This is a genomic window from Streptomyces sp. NPDC056361 (genome assembly GCF_042262805.1).
GTDB lineage: Bacteria > Actinomycetota > Actinomycetes > Streptomycetales > Streptomycetaceae > Streptomyces.
On the sequence record NZ_JBHJQI010000043.1, the window covers coordinates 1 to 23,734 of the forward strand.

At 72.7% G+C, this 23,734-nt stretch carries 16 protein-coding genes and 3 tRNA genes; 4 read left to right on the forward strand and 15 right to left on the reverse strand.

Features of this window, described 5'->3' with window-relative positions; genetic code table 11:
* Positions 1-116: 116 nt before the first annotated feature.
* The 13 genes from ACFCY7_RS16340 to ACFCY7_RS16400 all read right to left on the reverse strand — a co-directional run bounded on the left by ACFCY7_RS16340 (position 117) and on the right by ACFCY7_RS16400 (position 14,735).
* Positions 117-1,691 carry an Ig-like domain repeat protein gene (locus tag ACFCY7_RS16340; protein ID WP_376485367.1) on the reverse strand — a complete coding sequence of 525 codons (1,575 nt, stop codon included), beginning with the start codon at positions 1,689-1,691 and terminating at the stop codon, positions 117-119.
* A gap of 14 nt (positions 1,692-1,705) precedes the next feature.
* A complete protein-coding gene (locus ACFCY7_RS16345; protein WP_376485370.1) occupies positions 1,706-2,701 on the reverse strand; it encodes a substrate-binding domain-containing protein in 996 nt (331 codons plus the stop codon).
* A 95-nt stretch (positions 2,702-2,796) separates the two neighbouring features.
* Positions 2,797-5,466 (reverse strand): hypothetical protein, encoded by a 2,670-nt coding sequence (locus ACFCY7_RS16350; protein ID WP_376485372.1) that lies wholly within the window; start codon positions 5,464-5,466, stop codon positions 2,797-2,799.
* A complete protein-coding gene (locus ACFCY7_RS16355) occupies positions 5,463-7,265 on the reverse strand; it encodes a phosphate ABC transporter substrate-binding protein PstS (protein ID WP_376485374.1) in 1,803 nt (600 codons plus the stop codon). Before ACFCY7_RS16355 ends, ACFCY7_RS16350 begins: the two co-directional genes overlap by 4 nt.
* 112 nt (positions 7,266-7,377) lie before the next feature.
* Positions 7,378-8,637: a phosphate ABC transporter permease PstA gene (gene pstA / locus ACFCY7_RS16360; RefSeq protein ID WP_376485377.1), complete on the reverse strand. Its 1,260-nt coding sequence runs from the start codon at positions 8,635-8,637 to the stop codon at positions 7,378-7,380.
* Positions 8,634-9,650: a phosphate ABC transporter permease subunit PstC gene (gene pstC, locus ACFCY7_RS16365; protein ID WP_376485379.1), complete on the reverse strand. Its 1,017-nt coding sequence runs from the start codon at positions 9,648-9,650 to the stop codon at positions 8,634-8,636. The genes pstA and pstC overlap by 4 nt, the downstream gene beginning before the upstream one ends.
* Complete coding sequence (locus tag ACFCY7_RS16370) at positions 9,647-10,063, reverse strand: hypothetical protein (RefSeq protein ID WP_376485381.1); 417 nt, start codon at positions 10,061-10,063, stop codon at positions 9,647-9,649. The genes pstC and ACFCY7_RS16370 overlap by 4 nt, the downstream gene beginning before the upstream one ends.
* A gap of 248 nt (positions 10,064-10,311) precedes the next feature.
* The gene (locus tag ACFCY7_RS16375) at positions 10,312-11,577 is read right to left on the reverse strand and encodes an ABC transporter permease (protein WP_376485384.1); all 1,266 of its coding nucleotides are present in this window, start codon (positions 11,575-11,577) and stop codon (positions 10,312-10,314) included.
* Positions 11,571-12,284 carry an ABC transporter ATP-binding protein gene (locus ACFCY7_RS16380; RefSeq protein WP_376485386.1) on the reverse strand — a complete coding sequence of 238 codons (714 nt, stop codon included), beginning with the start codon at positions 12,282-12,284 and terminating at the stop codon, positions 11,571-11,573. Before ACFCY7_RS16380 ends, ACFCY7_RS16375 begins: the two co-directional genes overlap by 7 nt.
* The gene (locus ACFCY7_RS16385; RefSeq protein WP_376485389.1) at positions 12,281-13,942 is read right to left on the reverse strand and encodes a peptidoglycan-binding protein; all 1,662 of its coding nucleotides are present in this window, start codon (positions 13,940-13,942) and stop codon (positions 12,281-12,283) included. Before ACFCY7_RS16385 ends, ACFCY7_RS16380 begins: the two co-directional genes overlap by 4 nt.
* Positions 13,943-14,342: 400 nt before the next feature.
* A tRNA-Ile gene (locus tag ACFCY7_RS16390) sits at positions 14,343-14,419 on the reverse strand.
* A gap of 162 nt (positions 14,420-14,581) precedes the next feature.
* Positions 14,582-14,657: transfer RNA gene (locus tag ACFCY7_RS16395), tRNA-Asn, on the reverse strand.
* Between the two features lie 5 nt (positions 14,658-14,662).
* Positions 14,663-14,735 (reverse strand) — tRNA-Asn (locus ACFCY7_RS16400).
* Positions 14,736-14,871: 136 nt separating this feature from the next.
* Between ACFCY7_RS16400 and ACFCY7_RS16405 the strand changes: the two genes are divergently transcribed.
* The 4 genes from ACFCY7_RS16405 (at position 14,872) to ACFCY7_RS16420 (ending at position 20,639) form a co-directional block, all read left to right on the forward strand.
* The gene (locus tag ACFCY7_RS16405; protein WP_376485392.1) at positions 14,872-15,183 is read left to right on the forward strand and encodes a YtxH domain-containing protein; all 312 of its coding nucleotides are present in this window, start codon (positions 14,872-14,874) and stop codon (positions 15,181-15,183) included.
* 50 nt (positions 15,184-15,233) lie between these two features.
* Entirely contained in the window at positions 15,234-16,673 is a 1,440-nt protein-coding gene (locus ACFCY7_RS16410) for an FGGY family carbohydrate kinase (RefSeq protein WP_376485393.1), read from the forward strand.
* 307 nt (positions 16,674-16,980) lie between these two features.
* A complete protein-coding gene (locus tag ACFCY7_RS16415) occupies positions 16,981-18,714 on the forward strand; it encodes an ABC transporter ATP-binding protein (protein WP_376485395.1) in 1,734 nt (577 codons plus the stop codon).
* The gene (locus tag ACFCY7_RS16420; protein WP_376485398.1) at positions 18,714-20,639 is read left to right on the forward strand and encodes an ABC transporter ATP-binding protein; all 1,926 of its coding nucleotides are present in this window, start codon (positions 18,714-18,716) and stop codon (positions 20,637-20,639) included. Before ACFCY7_RS16415 ends, ACFCY7_RS16420 begins: the two co-directional genes overlap by 1 nt.
* A 62-nt stretch (positions 20,640-20,701) precedes the next feature.
* Here ACFCY7_RS16420 and ACFCY7_RS16425 read toward each other — a convergent pair whose 3' ends face one another.
* Together ACFCY7_RS16425 and dnaG are read right to left on the reverse strand one after the other, a co-directional pair.
* A complete protein-coding gene (locus tag ACFCY7_RS16425; protein WP_376485400.1) occupies positions 20,702-21,706 on the reverse strand; it encodes an RNA polymerase sigma factor in 1,005 nt (334 codons plus the stop codon).
* Positions 21,707-21,819: 113 nt separating this feature from the next.
* The gene (dnaG, locus tag ACFCY7_RS16430; protein ID WP_376485403.1) at positions 21,820-23,709 is read right to left on the reverse strand and encodes a DNA primase; all 1,890 of its coding nucleotides are present in this window, start codon (positions 23,707-23,709) and stop codon (positions 21,820-21,822) included.
* Between the last annotated feature and the right edge of the window lie 25 nt (positions 23,710-23,734).

Below are 23,734 nucleotides of genomic sequence, written 5' to 3' on the forward strand. Positions count from 1 at the left end.
TTTATTACACGGCCAACACCCATAAAAAAACAATTTCCTTCGTCGCCCGCTTAATTTGTTAATTATACACCGGGGCGGAACCGCGGCGCGGTTCCGCCCCGGAGCTCACGCCTGGATCAGATGGCGGTGAGGGTGAGCGTGGTGGTGTACGTGCCGGCCTGCGTCGAGGTCGGGACGCTGAGGGCCAGGTCGGCGCCGATGTGGGCGGTGCCCAGGCCGGTGCCGTTGGCCAGCGTGCGCGCGGTCTTCAGACCGCCGGTGCCCGGGTCGCCGGGGGCCACGCCCTTGGCCGCCGGGACGGTGGAGCCGGCGGTGACGGTCTGCGCGGGGGCCTTGCCGACGACCTTGGGGGACCAGCCGAGGTTCTGGCCGTTGATGGTGTGGGTGGCGCCGTCGGTGAAGTCGGTGACCTGGCCGCTCACGGTCCAGCCGGGGTTGCCGGCGCGGGTGTCGGTCAGCGTCACCGGGCTGAGGGCGCCGGCGGTGGTGAGCAGGTCGCCGTCGCCGTTGAGGACCGGCGAGGGGAGGGTGACCTGCGGGGCGTCGACGCTGATGACGAGGGCGCCGGCGTTGACGGTGGTGGTGATGGTCTCCGAGGCGGTGACGCCGGTGAACGCGCCGACGGTGTACGGGATCGCGGCGGAGTCGGAGGCGGTGTACCGGGCCGGGTCGGCCGGGACGAAGACCGCGGTGAGGGAGTGCGCGCCGGCGGCGAGGCCGGACGTGGTCAGGACGGCGGTGCCGTCGGTGACCGGGACGGTGCCGAGCGGGACGGTGGCGCCGCCGACGGTGTCGGTGAACTTCAGCGAGCCGGTGGCGCCGGCCGGGGTGACCGTGCCGGTCAGGGTGACGGGGCTGTACTGCGGGGTGCCGGACGCCGGGGAGACGGCGAGCGCCGTGCTGGTCCGGGTGGCCGCGGCCGCCTTGACCTCGTAGGGGACGGCGGTCGACGTGGAGCCGTTGTAGGAGGCGTTGGACGGGGTGAACACGGCGGTGAGCGCGTGGGTGCCGGCCGTCAGGTTGCTCGTGGTGAGCGTCGCGGTGCCGCCGTTGACGGTGACCGGGGTGCCGAAGTCGGCGGAGCCGTCCTTGAACTGGACGGTGCCGGCGGCGCCGGAGGGGGTGACGGTGGCGGTCAGGGTGACCGGGGAGCCCGCCTGGGCCGGGCCGGCCGGGGTGACCGCGAGCGAGGTGGCGGTGTCCGTCTTCACGGCCGGGTCGTTCGCCTGGTACGTGGTGTTGGACGTGAACCAGATCGCGCCCGTGAAGTCGCCCAGGCTGGTGCCGTTGAACGCGGTGCGGCAGATGACGGTGAAGGCGTACTTGCCCTGGAGGGTGGTGAAGCCCGCCTGGGAGGCGTAGTCGCGCATGGTGGACGTCAGCGGGATGATCATGCCGCCGTTGCCCGCGGTGGGGTAGGTGGTGATCGGCGAGTTGCCGACCACGTTGAGGCCGCCGGCGGGGAAGCCGGAACCCTCCACCTTCACCAGGACGTTGGTGGCGTTGGCCGGGCAGGCGCCCGAGGTGGTGAAGGAGACGCCGCTGGTGTCGGCACCGGTGGCGGGGGTGATGTCGAGGGTCCCGATGGGGGCGGCGTACGCGGCGCCCGCGGTGGCGAGGCCCGCCGCGACGGCGGTGGTGACGGCCGCGACACCCAGCGCGAGGGCCCGGGAGATTCTGTTCTTCAGCACGGTGAAGGCTCCTGTCAGGGGGTCTGCTTGGTGATGTCGCCGCAGTTCGGGTTGGTCGCGAAGCCGTAGGTGTTGATCAGCGCGGACTGCTTGCAGATCCCGGAGTCGGGGCCGACGAAGGCGTCGCTCCACGGCGAGGTGGTGACCTTGGCGGTCGGGATGACGTTGAAGACGTCGCGCTTCACGCCGAAGCCGGTGTTGAGGACCGTGGGCGCCACGCCCTCGACGGTGCCGAGGATGGCGCGACCGCGGAGGTCGGCGATGGTCTGCGAGGACTGCGCCTGGTACTGGGCGATGGAGAAGGGCACGATCGACTTGTCGTCGAGGACGCGGCCGTCGTGCTCCTGGACCGGGGCGGTGCCCTTCTTGTCCTTGATGCAGGGGTAGACGCCGGCGACGACGTCGGACTCGGTGATGCCCATCTGCGACTGCCAGAAGGAGCGCGTGCCGGAGCCGGCCTGCGGCAGGTAGACGGTCAGGTCGTAGTTCGGCCCGGCGCCCACGTAGTTCGGGTCGCAGTGGTAGATGGCCTTGAGGTCGGCCATGGAGAGCTTGCGCGGGATCGAGGAGCCGGGGGTGACGGCGTAGCTGACGCCGTCGATCGCGAACGGCACGTACGTCAGGCCGGGGCTGGCCGCGCCGAGGTTCAGCGAGGAGGAACGGGCGAAGTCGAGGCACCCGTTGCCGTTCTGGAGGGAGGACAGGAGCGCGGTGCGTCCGGCGCTGGAGCCGTTGGCGCGGGGGATCGTGCAGTTGGGGTTGGTCGCCGGGTTCTTCGTGGTGATGGTGGCCGAGCCCGTGGCGTCGTAGGAGCCGAGGACCTTCTGGCCGTTCACGGTGACGACGTCGGCGAGGCCGTTCATGACGTCCTGGGTGGTGTCGGAGCCGACACCGGCGAGCTGGCGGTACTGCGGAGGGCCGGCCGGGTCGGCGGCGGCCAGGCCGCTGCCGGCGGTGATGGCCGCGAAAGCCGCGAAGGCGAGCGCGAGGCCGGTCTTCTTCTTGTTCACTGGGGGTTCTCCTCAGCTAGGCTGCGCTCCGGGTGGTGCCCGGGGCGCGTGTGCAGGACTTCCGTTGGCGCGGACGAATCAGACGTTCTCGGGCATCACCTCCCCGTCCGCTCGCGTACGGCCGCCACGAGGCGCGGCAGGTACCTCGGCAGCGTCGGGCCCGCGAAGGCGGCGAGCGCGCCGACGATCAGACAGACGAGCAGCACGTACCGGGCGGCGCCGACCGTCCAGGCGGGCGTCGGTGAGCCCACGGCCGTGACGGTCTGCGGGGCGGCGGCGGGCTTCGTGGTCGCGGCGGGCGGGGCGGACCCGCTCGTGCTCGGGGCCGGGCTCGCGGAGGAGCCCGTACCGCCGGCCGCTGCCGCGCCGGCGGCGCCGGTTCCCGAGCCGCCACCCGATCCGTCGCCGCCCGTTCCGCCCGTCCCCGATCCGCCCGTCCCCGTTCCGCCCGTCCCCGATCCGCCCGTGGTCGTGGCGCCGCCGGACCCGCCGGTGGTGGTGCCGCCGTCGGAACCGGTGCCGGTGGTCGTGCCGCCGGTGGACGGCGCGGGCGTCGGCGTCGGCGTAGGGGTGGGGGTGGGGGTGGGCGTGGGGGTGGCCGTCGGCGGCTTCACGCCCGCCTGGGCGGTCACCTGCCGCGCGGCGGTCCGGGTCTGCGCGCGCAGCGTCTCGGGCAGCGGCGCGTAGCCGTGCGGGAGGCTGCCGGCGGTGACGCCCGGGGTCTGTCCCGCGTCGGCGGCGTAGGCCAGCAGGGTGCCGTAGTCGCGGCCCTCGGCGACGGTGAGGTCGGCGGGGACGGTGGCGGCGTAGGTGAGGACGGTCAGCGGGTAGGCGGCGGGGTCCCCGGTCCCGGGGTCGGGGACGCTCACGCCGTTCGCGCCGGGCTTGCGGGCGTTCGCCGCGGCCGTCAGGGACGCCGCGTCGGGCGCGGTGAACCGGCCGGAGGCATTGAGCAGTTCGGCCCGCATCAGGCCGTACCGCTCGGCGGTGGCGGTGTCCGTCACGGCGAGCACGGCCCGCTGCCCGGCCGGCTGCGGCGGGTCCTTCTTGTACGCGGGCGGGGTCGCGGTCGCGTCCCAAGAGGTGCGGGCCAGCGTGTCGCCGCGACCGGCGGCGCGCGCGGCGGCGTGCATGTCGGTGGCGTACGGCTTCTTGTCCTGGACGCAGAGCGGGTGCTCGGGCCGGTCGTCGAAGGTCTGGCAGTACGGGTCGCTCTTGGGGAAGGAGTCGAGGGGCGTCGCGAGGCCTCGGTAGTGCGGGTTGACCTTCATGCCGGCGTTGCCCGGGTCGCCGTGGGTGCCCTCGTCGTCGGGGGTGCCCTTGAGGAACTCGGCGGCCGCCGGGTCCTGCGCCACCCATTCCCACAGTTGCCGGGTGGTGTCGGCGAGCGGCTGCGGGACGAGGGCGTCGCCGAGCTTGCCGCCGAAGTCGAGGTCGGCGTACTCGGGGTTGTGGCGGATGAACTCCGGGTCGCGGCCCAGGTTCTCGGGGTTGCCCGCCACGCTGTCGGCGAAGCGGGAGACGCCGTCGCGGTACGACTCCGTCAGGAGTTTGGCGACCAGGCGCGGGGTGAGCCGCAGGGTCGTCATCCGGGTGCCGTTGCGCTGCCGGACCTCGTCGGGGGCGCGGAAGGACGCCTGGCTCTCGATGGAGTAGCCGATGGTGATGCCGGAGAGCGCCACCGGGGCGTAGACCGGGGTGCGCCCGGAGGGGGAGGCGGGGGCGGCTCGGCCGAGGAAGACCAGGCCGGGCGTGCCGGAGAGCAGTTTGACGCGCGCGGTCTCGTCGGGGACCTGGGCGTAGCCGTAGATCGCCTTCTCGCCGGTCCGGCAGAGGGTGGGCTGCCAGCGGGTGACGACCTCCGCGACCATCTCGCTGCCGAGGGTGCCGCGTTCCTCGGCGCCGATCGGGCAGTAGCTGCCGATCGGTTCGAAGCCGAGGGGGACGGTGATGCGGTGCTTCCAGTTGGCCGGGCTGAGCGGCGAGGACTGGAGCTGGCCGCTGGACTGGGCGGTGTACGGGGTGCCGTCGACCTCCTTGGTGCCGCGCGGCACGATCACGAGCCAGCAGCCGCGGCCGGTGACGGTGCCCTGCGTCTCGACGGCGGCGCCGCAGCCGAGGCCGGGTGCCTCGACGCCGGTCTGCATCTCGAAGTGGACCTCGCCGGTGCCCCGGGCGTCGGTGCGGGCGTAGGGGACCTCGTTGGTGCTGTTGACGTCGAAGAACTCGTTCCAGTTGCCGGGGCTGACGTCGTCGCCGGTGACCGAGCGGAAGGGGGCGTACGAGATGCCGCTGGGGCCGGGCGGGGGCAGCGGCTGGTTCTCGGAGTCCTTGAGGTGGGCGCCGTAGTTGAGCTGCCGTCCGTTGGTGTACGCGCCCGCGGCCTGGTTGCCGGCGCCCGCGCCGAGCGCGGAGGAGCCGCCGAACTGGCACTGGTCGGTCCCGGGGCCCCGCTCGTCGCCCCAGCACTGCATGATCTGGAGGTAGTCGGCGGCGTAGGCGGTGTCGGAGACCGTGGGCGTGCCGCCGGTCCAGTTGATCCGGACGACCTGGTTGACGAGGTTGCGGGTCTGGCCGACGGTGATCCGCAGGTCGGCGAAGTCGCCGGTGCCGGAGACCGTCACCGCCGAGTTCTCGCCGGTGGCGGCGTAGGCGGGTGCGGCGGCCGGGTCGAGGCCGGTGCCGACGGTGGCGACGACCGGGACGAGGGCCAGGCAGAGGCTGCCGAGGAGGGTGCGCAGCCGGCCGGGGCGGCGGAGGGTCATCGGGGGTCCTCCCCCGCGCGGCGGGCGGCGAGCCGCCGGTGCAGCAGCGGCGGGCCGACGGTGACGGCGACGAGCAGCAGTGCGCCGAGCACCATGAGGGTGGTCTGGAGGCCGCCGCCGACGCTCGCCGCGGTGGTCACGGGGACGCCGTACAGGTCGCCGCCGCTCCCGCCGCCGGAGCCGCCGCCGTCGGAGCCGCCGTCCGCGCCGCCTCCCGTGCCGCCGCCGTCGCCCAGGGGCTGGCCGGTGTCGGGGTCGAGCGCGCCGCCGGTCGCCGCGCCGCCGGTGGCGGCCCCGCCGCCGGTGCTGCCGCCGGAGCCGCCCGTCGCGCCGCCCGCGGCGGTGCCGGTGGCCCCGCCGGTCGCCGCGCCGCCGGTGCCGCCCGTGCCGCCCGTGCCGCCGCCGGAACCGCCGGTCGCCCCGCTGCCGCCCGCTCCCCCGGTGGTGCCGCCGGTGCCGGCTCCGGTGGTGCCGCCGGAGGAACCGTTCGTCGGGGTCGGGGTCTTGTTGCCGCCGGTGCCGGTGTCGCACTGGGTGGCGCCCTTGAGGTCGCAGGCGGGCGGCATGGGGGCGGTCTTGGCGAGGGTGTTGGTGCCGTCGCTGGAGAAGGTCGGGTTCTTGCAGCTGCGGATGTCGATGCTCTCGGCGACCACGCCGGGGATGCGGCGGACCTGGTCCAGGCCGGCCCGCACCAGGTTGACGGGGAGCGGCGAGTAGCCGAGCCGGTCCACCGACTGCTGTCCCTGGCACAGGAAGTAGTAGGCGAACGCGCCGAGGGACTTGCCCTTCTGCGGGTTGAAGTTCGACTCCACCGCCGTCGGGACGATCATGTAGCTGTAGCTGGAGAGCGGGTAGGTCCGCGGGTCGGTGGAGTCGTAGACGCCGTCGAGGCGCTGGGTGAGGTCGGGGTTGAGGCGCGCCTCGGTCAGCGAGACCGCCACGTTCTGGGCGGTGGGCTCGGTGTAGTAGCCCTTGGCGTTGAGGATCTTGGCCACCGGGAAGCCGGTGGTGGACACGGCGTACGAGTACTCGACGTAGGTGATCGTGCCCTGGTTGCCGTCCTGGGCGACGTAGCCGGAGACGCCGTTGGAGCCGGACTGGCCGACGAAGCCGGTGCCGCCGACCACGGGGAAGTTGGAGGTCGGCCCGCAGGGGGTGCTGCGGCCCGCCCGGCGGCAGTACGCGTCCCAGAGCGCGGGGTGCTTCCTGCTCATCCAGGTGGTCAGCTGGGCGGTGGTGCCCGAGCCGTCGGAGCGGACCACGGGGACGACCCGGCGGGCCGGGAGGCTCGCCGCGATGCCCGGGTTGTCGGCCTTGAGCGCGGGGTCGTTCCACATGGTGATGGCGCCGGTGAAGATCTTGGCGACGTTCTCGCCGGACAGCCGCAGGTTGGTCACCCGGCGGTTGCCGATCCGCAGGTTGTACATGAAGGCGGTGCCGCCCGCGACGATCGGCATGTAGCTGAACTTCCGCGAGGGCGGCGGGTCGGCCACGCCCGAGTCGTTGATGCCGTACGGGATCTCCGAGACGGCGAAGTCGACGGTGCCGTTGCGGAACTGGTTGCGCCCGTCGGAGGAGCCGGTGCCGTTGTAGTTGACCGTCATCCCGTACTGCTTGACGTTGGCCCGCCACTGGTCGAGGGCGTTCTGGCTCCAGGTGGAGCCGGCGCCGGAGACCGGTACGTAGCTCTCGGCGGAGGCGGGCTGAGCGGCGGGCGCCACGAGGGCGAGGGCGGTGACGAGCACGGCCAGGGTGCGCCGCAGCACGCTCGCGGGGAATGCCGGTGGGCGTCCGGACATCGGGTTCTCCTGATCGGTGGCGGGTGGTGCGGGTCGTACCGGCACGCGTACGGAACCGGGTCCGCGGGCGGATGCGGGTCGTACCGGGGTGTCGGGGTCGTACGGCGGCCGGTCAGCCGGCCGGGGGCGGCACGGTGGGCCCTGGTCCCTCCGGACGGTCGCCGGCCGGTGCCGGCCCTTCGGCGGGTGACGCCATGCGCTCCAGGTCCCGCAGCGAGGCGGCGGCCCTGCGCCGCTGCTGACGGCGGCTCAGCTGGCCGGGGCCCCGCCCGCCGATCACCCGGGCGAGTAGGAAGAGCAGCAGGACGAGGGCTATCAGCAGGGCGGCGCAGCCGAAGCCACGGGCGATCATGGTCTTCTCCGGGGAGGCCACCAGGGTGAAGGTGGCCAGCGGCAGCGAGGTCTGCGGCCCGTCGAAGGGGTTGAGGTTGAGGCCGGTCGCGGCGCCCGAGGTCAGCAGCACCGGGGAGGTCTCGCCGATGCCGCGGGCGGTGCCGAGGATGACGGCGGTGGTGAGGCCCGAGCGGGCGGTGGGGAGCACCACCGTCCACACGGTGCGCCACTGTCCGGCGCCCAGGGCGTACGACGCCTCCCGGAGCGAGCCGGGCACCAGCCGGATGACCACGTCCGCGGCCCGGATGATGATCGGCAGCATCATCACCGAGAGGGCGAGGGAGGCGGCGAAGCCCGACTTGCCGAGGCCCAGGGCGAGGATGGCGGTGGCGTAGACGAACAGGCCGGCCACGATGGAGGGCAGCGCGGTCATCGCCTCCACGATGGTGCGCACGAAGCGGGCGTACCGGCCGGGCACCTCGTTGAGGAAGACGGCGCAGGCCAGGCCCAGCGGCACCGTCACCAGCAGGGAGATGCCGATCTGCTGGAGGGTGCCGACGATGGCGTGGACCATGCCGCCGTCGGTGAGCGGCTGGAGGGGCCCGGTGCCCGACATGTCCTCCGTGAAGAAGTTCAGGTGGGGCAGGGCCTCCCGGCCGCGCCAGAGCGCGTAGCCCACGATGAACAGCAGCGCGGCGAGCAGCAGGAACGCCAGGGCGTGGACGAGGGTCTGGGCGAGCCGGGCGCGGATCGTGGCGCCGTTCTCGTCGAGGGAGACGAGCACCGCGTACAGCGCCGTGAAGGCGAGGTAGGTGACGACGGTGAAGCCGAGGGCGCCGTCGAAGGGCAGCACCCGCCCGAAGAGCACGGACGTGAGGGCGACGGCGGCGGCACCGGCGCCGACCAGCGCGAAGACGTCCCTGACGTGCAGCGAGGAGGTGGCGCGGCGGGTCTCCGCGGGGGCGCCGGGGCCGTCCGGGACGACGTCGGGCGTGACCGTGGCGGTGTCCGGGGTGATCTGGTCGGTGGTCAGGGTCATGCCTCGGCTCCCGTTCCGGACCGGCTGCGGGCGACCACGGAGGACGCGATGAAGTTGACGACGAGGGTCATCAGGAAGAGCGAGAGGCCGGCCGCCATCAGCGCGGACATGCCGAAGGGGCTGGCCGCTCCGTAGCGCAGGGCGATCAGCGCGGAGACGGAGTTGGCGCCGTTCTCCAGGATGTGCGGCTGGAAGACGAAGACCGGCGAGATGATCATGACGACGGCGATGGTCTCGCCGAGCGCCCGGCCGAGCCCGAGCATCGTGCCGCCGATGATGCCGCCCTTGCCGAAGGGCAGGACGACGGTGCGGATGACGCCCCACTGGCTGGCGCCGAGCGCGAAGGCGCCCTCGCGTTCGCCGGGCGGCGCCTGGGCGAAGCCCTCCCGCATCACGGAGCAGGCGATCGGGGTGACCATCAGCGCCACGACGATGCCGGCGATGAACGTGGAGGAGGTGTAGACGGTGGCCGGGGACAGCGGGTCGTCCGGGTCGGCGCCGTTCACGGCGAGGATCGGGATCCAGCCGAAGTAGGTGGAGATCCAGCGGGCCAGGCCGGTGATGTGCGGCTGGAGGAAGAAGAACCCCCACAGGCCGTAGACCACGCTCGGCACGGCCGCCATCAGGTCGACGAGGCTCACCAGGGTGCGGCGCAGCCTGCGGGGCGCGTACTCGGTGATGTACAGGGCCGTGCCGAGGGCCAGCGGCACGGCGAAGCCGATCGCCGTGAGGCCGATGAGGACGGTGCCGGGCAGGACGGCGGCGATGCCGAAGCGCCGGGAGTCGGGCTCCCAGGCCGGTGTGGTCACGAACGATCCGCCGGCCTCGCCGAGCGCCTGGGCGGCACGGACCGCGAGGAAGACGCCGACCAGCGTCATGGTGACGAGGACGACGGCTCCCGCTCCGCGGGCGCCGATCCGGAAGACCCGGTCGGCGGGGTCGTGCGCCGCGGTCCCGGTGCGCGGCTGCTCGGCCTCGGTGGCGGCGGGGGCGGCGGGGGTCACGGTGCTCACGAGGCGTTCCCCTGGACGGCGTCGGGCAGCCGCAGGTCGCGCAGCCGCCGGGTGTGCGTCACGTCGGCGGCCACCTGGCCCTCGGCGGCCGCGGCCAGGAAGAGGCGGAGGCTGTCGCGGCATTCCCGCTGGCGGCGGAAGGCACGGGAGGCGACCGCCACGCGGCGGTCGTCCACGGCGAGTTCCCAGGTCCAGGCGCCGTCGGCGGAGGCCATGAGCACGTGGGGCACCGCGCGGTCGAGTCCGGCGCGGAGCCGTCCGACGGCGGCGCTGCACGCCGTGTGGTCGCGGTGGAGTTCGGGTCCGCGCCCGAGTTCGTGGTTGTTGGCGCCGACGAGCCGCCAGCTCACCGTGCCCGCGCGTCCCGCGCCGGTCTCCCCGGCGTGCCGTACCTGAGGTCTTTCGAGGTCCACCCGTGAGACAAACAGAAACCGTGGCCGAGACACGGAACCGCCCCCTTCGCCCGACCCCTCGTGCAGGGCCGACATTCGGCCACGCATTCGGGGCCGCGGGCATGACAATCACGGCGCTGGGCGCTGACCACTCCACAGACCGGTGAAGCAGCAACGGCGAGAACGTGAACGCGAGACGGAGGGCCTTGGGAGGTATGAGGGGGACCGGTGCCCGCCGGTGGGCGAGGGGCTCCGCCGGGCGGGGCCGGTCAGCCGCGAAGGGCTTCGGCCGGTTGCACGGACGACGCGCGCCGGGCGGGGTGGATCCCGGCCACGACCCCGGTCGCCAGACCGATGAACGGAGCGGCGGCCAGGACCGCCGGGTGCATGACCGGGGTCCAGTCCCTGACGAGCGCCACCCCCAGGACGGCCAACGTACCGACGGCCGTGCCGACGAGTCCGCCGAGCGCGCCGAGGGTGCCGGACTCGGCGAGGAACTGTGCGGTGACGTGGCGCCGCTGCGCGCCGAGGGCGCGGCGCAGGCCGATCTCCCCGGTGCGCTCAAGGACCGCCACCAGGGTGGTGTTGGCGATCCCGACGGCGCCGATGACCAGGCACACCCCGGCGAGCAGCAGGAAGAGCTGTTCGAGGTCGGACGTCACCGAGGTGCGCAGGCCCTTCGGGTCGGGCGGCGGAATCGCCTTCACGTACTCGGGGTGGTCGGGACGCAGCGCCGTGGGGGCTTCTCGGGCGACTTGGCGGGCGGCGCCGAGGTCGGTGGCGATGAGCATCCTGGCGCCCTCGGCGGGCCGCCCCCAGAGTTCGACCGCGGTGGTCTGCGGTACGAGAACGGAGAGCAGCACGTCCGGCTGGCGCCGCACGTCGTCGACGATGCCGATGACGGTGAACGGCTGCCCCCCGATGAGGATCGCCGGCCTGGTCTCCAGCGTGGTGATCCCCAGCCGTGCGGCGACGCCCGAGCCGATGACGGTGACGCGCTGGCGGGTGCCGGCGTGGAAGTCGTCGTACAGCCTGCCCTGGGAGACGCGGGGTTCGGCGGCGAGCAGGGCACCGGGGGCGGCGGCCACCACGCCCAGAGCCTCTCCCCCTGCCGTGTCGCCCACCGGGGCGGCGGTGACGGCGAGTTCGCCGCCGCCGCGCCGGGGCCGCACGGTCCACAGCACGCCGGCGTGCCGCACTCCGTTGAGCCGCTCGACGCGGTCCGAGGCGTCGTCCGGGAACGCCGGGCCGGCGAACTCGTCCTGCTCGCGGGCGATGTCCTCGACGGTCACCTCGGTCGCGGAGAGCGCGTTGAAGCGGGAGTCGATCTGCGAGGAGGCGGTGGCGGTGAGGCCGAGTACGGCGACGAAGGCGCCGACGCCCAGGACGGTGCCGAGCATGGTGAGCGCGGAGCGGGCGGGGCGTTGCAGCATCCCGGCCAGGGCTTCGGCCAGCAGGTCCCGCGGCGCGAAGGTGGAGCGCCCGGTTCCGGGCGGGAGGGCGGCGCGCGGCGCCTTGCCGGTGCGGCTCAGCATGCGCGTACCCGCTCGCTCTCGCTCAGGATGCCGTCCCGGATGGTGACCGTCCGTCGGCCGCGGGCGGCCACGGCCGGGTCGTGCGTGATGAGGACGACCGTGATGCCCTCGGCGTTGAGGGCGTCGAGGAGTCGGAGCACCGTCTGGGCGTTGCCGGTGTCGAGGTTTCCCGTCGGTTCGTCGCACAGGAGCAGTGAGGGTTCGGCGACCAGGGCCCGCGCGATGGCCACCCGCTGGCGTTCGCCGCCGGACAGCCGGGTGGGCAGTGCCTCGGTCCGGTGGCCGAGGCCGACGCGGTCCAGCGCCTCGCGGGCCCTGCGCGGGCGCTCGCGGCGCGGGGCGGTGCCGTAGACCATGGCGAGTTCGACGTTCTCGCGGGCGCTGCGGTGCGGCATCAGGTGGAAGGCCTGGAAGACGAAGCCGATGCGGCGGCCGCGCAGCGTGGTGCGTTCGGTGTCCCTGAGCCGGCCGGTGTCGACGCCGTCGAGGAGGTAGCTGCCCGTCGTGGGGGTGTCGAGGAGTCCGGCGATGTTCAGGAAGGTGGACTTGCCCGATCCGGAGGGGCCGACGACGGTGACGAACTCGCCGCGGTGGACGGTGAGGTCGCTGGGGCGGAAGGCCTCCACGGGCGGCGGCCCCGGATAGGTGAGGCCGACCTGCCGGAATTCGATGACGGGCGGTTCGGCCGGGGTCGGGGACGCGGTCATCCCACGTCTCCCCGCGCGGCGGCGTCGGCCCGGACGCCGGTCACCACCCGGTCGCCCTCGCCGAGCACCCCGCCGTCCAGGGGGACGACCTCGACGTTGCCGTCGCCGGTGGTGCCGGGCTGCACCCGGACCCGGCGCTGCCTGCCGTCGTCCTCAAGGACGGTGACCGCGGTGGAGCCGTCGGCACCGGCCGACACCGCCGTGACCGGCACGACCAGGACCTTGCCGCCGGTCGTGGCGGCCACGACGGTCAGCCGGACGTTCTGCCCGGTCCACTGGGCCCCCAGCGGACGGCCCGGCACCAGGACCATCAGATAGCCGTCCCCGCCGGCCTGCCCACCGGCCGGCTGCCCGTCCTGCGCGTCGCCGCCGGGACGGGGCGTGGTGCGGGTGGTGGCGACGGACCGTACGGACGCCCGGGCGGTGGCCCCGTCGAGCTCGGAGAGGATCTCCGCCTTCTGCCCCGCCCTGATCAGGCCCCTCTGGTGGTCGGGCACGTAACCGTGCACCACCAGGGGGCCCGCGGCGACGGTCATCACCGCCCCCTGCGCCTTCGCCCCGAGCCGTACGGGAAGGTCCTGCACCCGCGCCGGGAAGCTCTCCAGGAACGCGACCTCCCCGGACGGAACCATCGGGCCGGCGGCCGCCCGCGCCGCGACGAGGCCCTCGCGCGCGGTCACCAGGTCCTCCCTGGCACGTACGACGGCCTTGCGCGGACCCCGCAGGTCACGGCCGCCGCCGTCCGCCGCCCCGGTCGTTCCTGCGGTCGTTTCCGCGGCCGGTCCGGTTGTCGTTCCGGCCGTCGTTCCCGCGGCCGTTCCCGCCACCGTTCCCGCGGTCGGGCCGGGCGTCCTGCCCGAGCCCGTTCCGGAGCTGCCGGAGCCGGGGCGGGGGCCGGAGTCGGTGCCGGCTCCGGAATCGGTGGCGGCACCGGAGCCGATGCCGGCTCCGGAGTCGGCCTCGGCGGTCCTCAGGGCGTCCTCGGCGTCGTCCAGGGCTCGTTCGGCCGCCGTCACCTGCGCCTCGGCCGCGGTGACGGCGGCCGGGCCCTCGGCGCCGCCGACCGGGACAGGTTCGTACCCGAGCGCGTCGTACAGCGCGGTGACCGCCGCCTTCGTACCCTCGCCGAACCGCCCCCGATCGTCGGGGGAGGTGGAGTGGCCGAGTCGATGGAGCGCGTCCTGGAGCCGGCCCACGTCACTGCCCTGAGCACCGGGCTTGAGGTCTCGGTAGAGCGGGACGGCACCCTGGAGCGCGATCACCGGACGGCCGGATATCTCCACCAGCAGCCGGCCCGCGCGCACCTCGTCCCCCGCCTTCAGCGGCAGCTTGGAGACCGTGGGGCTGCCCCCGTCGACCGTGCCGCCGGGGGTGATCTCCACGCTCTGGCCGGCGACCACGGTGCCGCGGAGGATCACCGAGGAGGCCAGTGCCCGGTACTCGACCGGCGCCGTGATCACGGACGGCGCGGGAGGCCGGGAGTCCGCCGCCGCCTGAGCGGGCGACTTCACCAGCAGCGAGGCACCGAAACCGGCCCCGGTGAGCGCCACCGCGCCCACCGCGACCAGGGCGACCCAGCGGCGCCTGATCCGTACCCCGCCACCACCGCCGCCGGTCGCCTCGGCGGCCTCCGTGGAGGGCTGTTCGTCGCTCTGCATTCAGTTCGCCCATGCCTCGTCGGTCGACTTGGCGACCGCGTCCTGGTCCTTCTTCACCGGTGCTCGTGCCTTCTCGGCCACGCTCGGCCATGGGTCGGCGATCAGAAGTTGTACACAGTCCCCGAGCGGTTGTCGCCGTAAACGGGCGAGTTCATCACGTCGTCGGAGGGGAGGCAGGCGCTCGCGGCCGCACGACGCGCGGCGTCGGCTGGTGCGGTGCGGCTCACAGGGGTCGGACGGGGTCGGGTCCGCGGCATCCGGGTGACTTGGGCGTGTCGGAGCGCCCGTGTCCCGACGCGGTCCACACACTGAGGGGGAACGCCTGGGCGAAGGCGGTCGGGGTGCGAATCGTCCGACCAGGGAAAGCGCCTGGTCAGAACGATTCTGCTGCACCACTTGATGGTGGGGCGGGTGGGACTCGAACCCACGGCCGACGGATTATGAGTCCGCTGCTCTAACCGGCTGAGCTACCGCCCCGAACGGTGAGGCGCGTACATGTGTGCGCGCCGTCTGCCGCAGCATAGCCGCTCATACGATCTCCTGCTCCGGAAGATCGGCTCTGCCGACCATGAAGACCGCATGCGACCGCGCATGGTTCCCTGAGACGCGAAAAAGGACCCCGAAGGGTCCTCTTCCGTGTGGCTCCCCCGACTGGACTCGAACCAGTAACCCTCCGGTTAACAGCCGAATGCTCTGCCAATTGAGCTACAGGGGATCGCGCTCCCCCGACTGGACTCGAACCAGTAACCTGCCGGTTAACAGCCGGCTGCTCTGCCAATTGAGCTACAGGGGATTGCTGCGTTGCACCGAACGGACCCTGTCCGGCCGAACCGGGAAGGCACTCGCTCGCTGCGAGACATACATTAGCGCAAGCAGGGGGGTGCTCCGCCAATCGGTATCCCCAGGGCCTCCAGGGAAGGATCACAGCCGTGCGGTACAAGCTGACGTTCGTCGTGGGACTAGCCCTCGGTTACGTGGTCGGGACGCGGGCAGGCCGCGAGCGCTACGAGCAGATGAAGAAGTCCGCACGGGACTTCGCGCAGAGCCCGGCCGTGCGCAACGCAGCCGAGTCCGCCGCGCAGACCGGGCGCCAGGTCGCGGGCAAGGCGGCGCACCTCGTGGGCGACACCGTGGGCGATCGGCTGCCCTCCGCCGTGACCGACCGGGTGCACGCCATGCGCGAGCGCGGCCGGGCGAACGGCAAGGTCGACGAGGACGACTGGGGCACCAGCAACACCTGAACGCCTCCGGGGCACCCGTACCGCCCCCGCGTGCGGCAGAATCAAGTGCCATGGGGATAGTCGCCGGACTGGACAGCTCTGCTGAGTTCACACGCATCGTCGTCTGTGACACGGACACGGGTGCCGTACTGCGGCAGGGCTACGCCGCGCACCCCGGTGAACCGAAGGCCGTCGACGTCGATCCGCAGTCGTGGCTGCTCTCGCTCGGGGAGGCCGCCACCGGCGGGATCCTGGAGGGCGTGGAGGCCATCGGCGTCTCGGCGCAGCAGCACGGGCTCGTGCCGCTCGACGCGCAGGGCGGCCTGGTGCGGCCCGCGCTCGTCCGCAACGACAGGCGGGCCCAGATCGCCGCCGCCGACCTCGTCGAGTCGCTCGGCGGACGCCAGGCGTGGGCCGAGGCCGTCGGCTGCGTCCCCGGCCCCGGGCAGGCGGTCGCGAAGCTCCGCTGGCTGGCCCGCACCGAACCCGACCACGCCCGCCGGGTCGCGATGATCCTCCAGCCCCACGACTGGCTGGTCTGGCAGCTCCTCGGCCGGCCCGCCCGCCGCACCACGGACCGCGGCGCCGCCTCCGGCACCGGCTACTGGTCCGCCCGCACCGGCGCCTACCGCCCCGACCTGGTGGAACTGGCGCTCGGCCACCAGGCGGTGCTGCCCGAGGTCCTCGGCCCGGCCGAGGCGGCCGGCACCACCCCCGAGGGCCTGCTGATCTCCGCCGGCACGGGCGAGACGATGGCCGCCGCCCTCGGCCTCGGCCTGGGGCACGGCGACGCGGTGGTCTCGCTCGGCGCGTCCGGCTCGGTGATGGCCGTGCACCACGAGGCCCTGGCCGATCCGAACGGCATGATCACCTCGTTCGCCGACGCCACCGGCATGCACCTGCCCGTCGTCCACACCTCCAACGCGGTGCGGGCGCTGCGCGGCACCGCCGAGATGCTGGGCGCCGAATCCCTCGAAGAGCTCTCCGCGCTCGCCCTGAAGTCGACCCCCGGCGCGTACGGGCTCGTCCTGCTTCCCTATCTGGAGGGCGAGCGGACGCCGAGCCTGCCGCACGCCGCGGGCACGCTCAGCGGGCTGCGGCGCGAGTCGATGAAGCCCGAGCACCTGGCGCGGGCCGCGTTCGAGGGGATGCTCTGCGCGCTCGGCGACGCCCTGGACGTGCTGCGCGGGCGGGGCGTCGAGGTGCGGCGGATCTTCCTGCTCGGCGCCGCGGCCGCCCTGCCGGCCGTGCAGGCGCTCGCGCCCTCGCTGTTCGGCGCCCAGGTCGTCGTCCCCCAGCCGGCCGACTACGCCGCCCTCGGCGCGGCCCGGCAGGCCGCCTGGGCGCTCGGCGCGGCACGCGGCACCCTGTCGCCGTCCACTCCCCCGGCCTGGCAGGGCGCGGCCGCGCAGATCCTGGAGCCCGGCGACGAGCTCCCGGCGGGCCAGGCGGTGCGGCAGCAGTACGTGGCGACGCGGGAGCAGATCCACCCGGGCGCGTTCGCCGGCTAGGGCCTGTCTGACAATTCGCGTCGGATCAGGCCGGGTCGTTCGGTGCGTGCGCTCGGTGTGCGGCCGGGGCGCCCTCGTAGCGGAGCTACTTGGGCGTTTCGGCCGTGCGCCGAGCGTGCGTGCCGGGCGGGCCGGACCCGGCGGGAATTGTCAGACAGGCCCTAGGGGCGGGCGTCACGTTCCCGTCGTCACCCGAAGGGCGGCCCCGCGCGCGGTTCGTAAAGTCTTTGCCAGAGTTCGCCGCGCACCCCCGGACACGCGCCGAACCGAGTCGTAACGTCCCGGGGGTGCGGGCGATAGTGGAGCCGTGCTCATAAGACTGCTCCGAACCCATCTGCGGCCCTATCGAAAACCCATCGCGCTGCTCGTCCTGCTCCAGTTCCTCCAGACCTGCGCGAGCCTCTACCTGCCGACCCTGAACGCCGACATCATCGACAACGGTGTCGTGAACGGGGACACCGGCTACATCCTGCGGTTCGGCGCGCTGATGATCGGCGTGTCCGTCGTGCAGGTCGTGTGCAACGTCGGGGCCGTGTTCCACGGCGCCCGGACGGCGTCCGCGCTCGGCCGCGACATCCGCGGCGCGGTCTTCGACCGCGTCCAGTCGTTCTCCGCGCGGGAGCTCGGCCGCTTCGGCGCGCCCTCGCTGATCACCCGTACGACCAATGACGTGCAGCAGGTCCAGATGCTGGTCCTGATGGCGTTCACCCTGATGGTCTCCGCGCCCATCATGTGCGTCGGCGGCATCGTGATGGCGCTCGGCCAGGACGTGCCGCTCTCCGCCGTGCTGCTCGCGGTGGTCCCGTTCCTCGCCGTCTCCGTCTCGCTGATCGTGCGGCGGATGCGGCCGCTGTTCCGCACCATGCAGGTGCGTCTCGACACGGTGAACCGGGTGCTGCGCGAGCAGATCACCGGCAACCGCGTGATCCGGGCCTTCGTGAAGGACGAGTACGAGGAGGAGCGGTTCCGCGGGGCCAACGCCGAGCTGACGGACGTGTCGATGGCGACCGGTCGGCTGATGGCGCTGATGTTCCCGGTCGTGATGACCGTCGTGAACGTGTCCAGCGTGGCCGTCGTGTGGTTCGGCGCGCACCGCATCGACAGCGGCGGGATGGAGATCGGCGCGCTGACCGCCTTCCTCGCCTATCTGATGCAGATCGTGATGGCCGTCATGATGGCCACCTTCATGTTCATGATGGTGCCGCGGGCCGAGGTGTGCGCGGAGCGCATCGAGGAGGTCCTCGCGACCGAGTCCAGCGTCGTGCCGCCGGCCGAGCCGGTGACGACCCTCGACCGCCGCGGGCACCTGGAGGTCCGGAGCGCGGACTTCCGCTATCCGGGCGCGGAGGAGCCGGTCCTCAAGGACGTCGGGCTCGTCGCCCGGCCCGGCGAGACCACGGCGATCATCGGCTCCACCGGCAGCGGGAAGTCGACCCTCCTCGGGCTCGTGCCCCGCCTCTTCGACGCCACCGGCGGCGAGGTCCTCGTCGACGGCGTCGACGTCCGGAAGCTCGACCCGAAGCTGATGGCGAGGACGGTGGGACTCGTCCCGCAGAAGCCGTACCTCTTCTCCGGCACCGTCGCGACCAACCTGCGGTACGGGAAGCCCGACGCGTCCGACGAGGAGCTCTGGCACGCCCTGGAGGTCGCCCAGGCCGCCGACTTCGTCCGGAAGCTGGAGGCCGGTCTCAACGCGCCGATCGCGCAGGGCGGCACCAACGTGTCCGGCGGGCAGCGGCAGCGGATCGCCATCGCGCGGACGCTGGTGCAGCGCCCGGAGATCTACCTCTTCGACGACTCGTTCTCGGCGCTCGACTACGAGACGGACGCCCTGCTCCGGGCCGCGCTGGCCCGCGAGACGGCCGACTCGACCGTGGTGATCGTCGCCCAGCGCGTCTCCACCATCCGGGACGCCGACCGGATCGTCGTCCTCGACGAGGGCCGCGTCGTCGGCACCGGACGGCACCAGGAGCTGATGGCGGACAACGAGACGTACCGGGAGATCGTGCTCTCCCAGCTGACCGAGGCGGAGGCAGCCTGATGGCCGGTCCTGGTGGACGCATGATGGCCGGTGGCGGCCCCGACCAGCGGTCGATGGACTTCAAGGGATCGGGCAAGCGGCTGCTGCGGCAGCTGGCTCCCGAGCGCGGCGCCCTGTGGGTGATGCTCTTCGCCGGCGTGCTGTCGGTGGCGGCCTCCGTGGTCGGCCCGAAGATCCTCGGCAAGGCGACCGACCTCGTCTTCGCGGGCGTCGTCGGGCATCAGATCGAGAGCGGGACGAAGGCGGAGGCGATCGCGCACCTGCGCGCGTCGGGCGACGACGGCATGGCGGACATGCTGTCCGGGGTCGACTTCACGCCGGGCCAGGGCATCGACTTCACCGCCGTCGGCCAGGTGCTGCTCGTGGTCCTCGGGGTGTACGTGGCGGCCGGTCTGCTCATGCTGGTCTCCACCCGCATGTCGATCAAGGTGATCAACCGGACGGTCTACCGGATGCGGGAGGACGTCCAGACGAAGCTGGCGCGCCTCCCCCTGTCGTACTTCGACAAGGCGAAGCGCGGCGAGGTGCTGTCCCGGGCGACCAACGACATCGACAACATCTCGCAGACGCTCCAGCAGTCGATGGGCCAGCTGATCAACTCGCTGCTCACCATCGTCGGCGTGCTCGGCATGATGCTCTGGATCTCGCCGCTGCTCGCGGTGGTGGCGCTGGTGACGGTGCCCGTGTCGGTGTTCGTCGCCGCGAAGATCGGCAAGCGGTCGCAGCCGCACTTCGTGCAGCAGTGGAAGTCCACGGGCACGCTCAACGCCCACGTGGAGGAGATGTACACCGGGCACACCCTGGTGAAGGTCTTCGGGCGGCAGGACGAGTCCGCGCGGGACTTCCGCGAGCAGAACGAGGCCCTGTACGAGGCCGGGTTCAAGGCGCAGTTCAACAGCGGCGTGATGCAGCCGGTGATGGTCTTCATCTCGAACCTCAACTACGTCCTGGTGGCCGTCGTCGGCGGCCTGAAGGTGGCGACCGGCTCGCTCTCCATCGGTGACGTGCAGGCCTTCATCCAGTACTCGCGCCAGTTCTCGATGCCGCTGACGCAGGTCGCGTCGATGGCGAACCTGGTGCAGTCGGGCGTCGCCTCGGCCGAGCGGATCTTCGAGCTGCTCGACGCCCAGGAGCAGGAGCCGGACGCGCCGAGGAGCGAGCGGCCGGCGGACCTCAAGGGCAAGGTCGCCCTGGAGGACGTGGCCTTCCGCTACGAGGCCGACAAGCCGCTCATCGAGGACCTGTCGCTCACCGTGGAGCCGGGCCAGACCGTCGCCATCGTCGGCCCGACCGGCGCCGGCAAGACGACCCTGGTGAACCTGCTCATGCGGTTCTACGAGGTCACCGGCGGCCGCATCACCCTCGACGGGGTGGACATCGCCCGGATGACCCGCGAGGAGCTGCGGACCGGCATCGGCATGGTGCTCCAGGACACCTGGCTCTTCGGCGGCACCATCGCGGAGAACATCGCGTACGGCGCCACCCGGAAGGTGTCGCGGGAGGAGATCGAGGAGGCCGCGCGGGCCGCGCACGCCGACCGGTTCGTCCGTACCCTGCCCGACGGCTACGACACGGTGATCGACGACGACGGGGCGGGGGTCAGTGCGGGCGAGAAGCAGCTGATCACCATCGCCCGGGCGTTCCTGTCCGACCCGGTGATACTCGTCCTCGACGAGGCCACCAGCTCCGTCGACACCCGCACCGAGGTGCTCATCCAGAAGGCGATGGCCCGACTCGCCCACGGCCGCACCTCGTTCGTCATCGCCCACCGGCTCTCCACGATCCGGGACGCCGACGTGATCCTGGTGATGGAGAACGGCTCGATCGTCGAACAGGGCACCCACGAGGAGCTGCTGGCGTCCGCCGGAGCCTACGCCCGGCTGTACGCGGCGCAGTTCGCGCAGGCGGTCGCCGAGGTCGACTGACCCGGCAGGTGGCCCGTGCCGCACGCCCTGCGGCACGGGCCGACCGTCGAGGAGCCGGTCTTCTAGTCGAGATAGCCGCGCAGTTGGTCCGCGTAGGCGTGGTCCCGGAGTTTGGTGAGGGTCTTGGACTCGATCTGGCGTATGCGCTCGCGGGTCACGCCGAAGATGCGGCCTATCTCCTCCAGGGTGCGGGGCCGGCCGTCGTCGAGGCCGTAGCGGAGCTGGACGACCTTGCGTTCGCGTTCGCCGAGGGTGGAGAGGACGTCCTCCAGGTGGCGGCGGAGCAGCAGGAAGGCGGCGGACTCGACGGGTGAGGCGGCGTCGCCGTCCTCGATGAGGTCGCCGAGGGCGACGTCGTCCTCCTCGCCGACGGGGGCGTGCAGGGAGACCGGTTCCTGGGCGAGGCGGAGGACCTCGCCGACCCGTTCGGGGGCCAGGTCGAGCTGGGCGGCGACCTCCTCGGCGGTGGGTTCGTAGCCGCGCTCCTGGAGCATGCGGCGCTGGACGCGGATGACCCGGTTGATGAGTTCGACGACGTGCACGGGGACGCGGATGGTCCGGGCCTGGTCGGCGAGGGCCCGGGACATGGCCTGGCGGATCCACCAGGTGGCGTACGTCGAGAACTTGTAGCCGCGCGCGTAGTCGAACTTCTCCACGGCCCTGATGAGGCCGAGGTTCCCCTCCTGGACGAGGTCGAGCATCGTGAGGCCCCGGCCCACGTACCGCTTGGCGACGGAGACGACGAGGCGGAGGTTGGCCTCGATCAGCTTGCGCTTGGCGATCCGGCCGAGGACGACGATCCGGTCGAGGTCGCCGGCCAACCGGGTGTCCAGATCGGGGGTGTTGGCGAGCTTCTCCTCGGCGAAGAGCCCCGCCTCGACCCGGCGGGCGAGCTCGACCTCCTCCTCGGCGGTGAGCAGCGGGATGCGGCCGATCTCGCGGAGGTACTGGCGGAAGAGGTCGGAGGAGGGGCCGTTGCCGCCGAGGTCGGTCCTGCGCCGCTGGACCGGGACCTCGGGGCGTTCGGCCTGCTCGTCCGGTTCGGTGGTCTGGATCTCGGTCTGCACGGCGGGCGACCTCCAGGTGGGGCGGAACGGCACCGTCAACCAGTGTGGGGTACGACACATCGCCGCCACGAGGGGCGTGCGGTGACTTTTTGAGTCCGTTCCGTGACCGTGGGTCAGAGTGCGGCGGCGCCGTTGTTCCGGAGGGACTGCCCGTACTGGGTGAGCACCCACAGTTCGTTCTGGACGGCGGCGAGCCGCTCCGGGTCGCCGTTCGCGCCGAGCCGGGCGAGGGTGCCCTGGACGTCGCGGATGCGGCGGTCGACGGCGCGGAGCCGGACCGTGACGAGCTGGTCGCCGGCGTAGGCCTCGTCGACGTTCTTGGCGAAGATCGCCTCGACGGCGAGTTCGGTGACGAGGGCGCGGACCGTGTCGTTGGGGGCGGCCTCGCGGACGGTGTCGAGGTAGTCGGAGGGTGCGCCGGTGGCGCCGCCCGCGTCCTGGACGCACTGGCGGACGGCGGCGTACGGCGGGGCGGTGAACTCGTCGATGCCGTACGCGTCGAAGGCCGGGGAGACCAGCTCGGGGCGCTGGAGGGCCAGCTTGAGGAGTTCGCGCTCGGTGCGGTGGGCGGGGCTGCGCAGGTTGAGCGCGGGCCCGGAGGGGGCGGCCGGCGGGGCCGGGGTGTCGTAGCCGCGCTGCGGGGCGGGCTGCGCGGGGCCCTTGCCGCCGCGGTCGCGGGCCCAGCGGGCGAGCTGGGCGACCCGCTTGACGACGAACTGCGTGTCGAGGATGCCGAGCATGCCGGCGAGCTGGACGGCGACCTCGTGCTGGGCGCCGATGTTCTTGATGCGGGCGACGACGGGCGCGGCCTCGTCGAGGGCGGCGGCCCGGCCGGCCGGGGTCTCCAGGTCGTACCGCTTCACGATCTGCCGGAGGGCGAACTCGAAGAGCGGGGTGCGGGGCTCGGCCAGCTCGGCGACGGCCGCGTCGCCCTTGGCGAGCCGCAGGTCGCAGGGGTCCATGCCGTCGGGGGCGATGGCGATGTACGTCTCGGCGGCGAACTTCTGGTCGTCCTCGAAGGCGCGCAGGGCGGCCTTCTGGCCGGCGGAGTCGCCGTCGAAGGTGAAGATGACGCGGGCCGAGCCGTTGTCCATGAGGAGCCGGCGGAGGATCTTGATGTGGTCGCCGCCGAAGGCGGTGCCGCAGGTGGCGATGGCGGTGGTGACGCCGGCGAGGTGGCAGGCCATGACGTCGGTGTAGCCCTCGACGACGACGGCCCGGCTGACCTTGGCGATGTCCTTCTTGGCCAGGTCGATGCCGTAGAGCACCTGGGACTTCTTGTAGATCGGAGTCTCGGGCGTGTTGAGGTACTTGGGGCCGTTGTCGTCGTCGCGGAGCTTGCGCGCGCCGAAGCCGACGACCTCGCCGCCGACGTCCCTGATCGGCCACATGAGGCGGCCGCGGAAGCGGTCGATGGGGCCGCGCCGGCCGTCCTGGGAGAGGCCGGAGACGATCAACTCCTTGTCGGAGAAGCCCTTGCCGCGCAGGAAGCGGGTGAGGTGGTCCCAGCCGGCCGGGGAGTAGCCGACGCCGAAGTGCTCGGCGGCGGCTTGGTCGAAGCCGCGCTCGGCGAGGAACTTCCGGCCGATCTCGGCCTCGGCGGAGCCGAGTTGGTCGACGTAGAACTGGGCGGCGACCTTGTGCGCCTCGATCAGGCGGATGCGCTCGCCGCGCTGGTGTCCGGGGTTGTAGCCGCCCTCTTCGTACCGCAGGGTGATGCCCGCCTTCGCGGCGAGGCGCTCGACCGTCTCCGAGAAGGAGAGGTGGTCGATCTTCATCACGAAGGCGATGGTGTCGCCGCCCTCCTGGCAGCCGAAGCAGTGGAAGAGTCCCTTGCTGGGGCTGACCTGGAAGGAGGGCGACTTCTCGTCGTGGAAGGGGCAGAGACCCTTGAGGTTCCCGCCGCCCGCGTTGCGCAGCTGGAGGTACTCGGACACGACGGCGTCGATCGGGACCGCGTCCCGTACCGCCTTCACGTCGTCATCGTTGATCCTGCCTGCCACGCATGAAGTCTACGTGGGGGCGGAG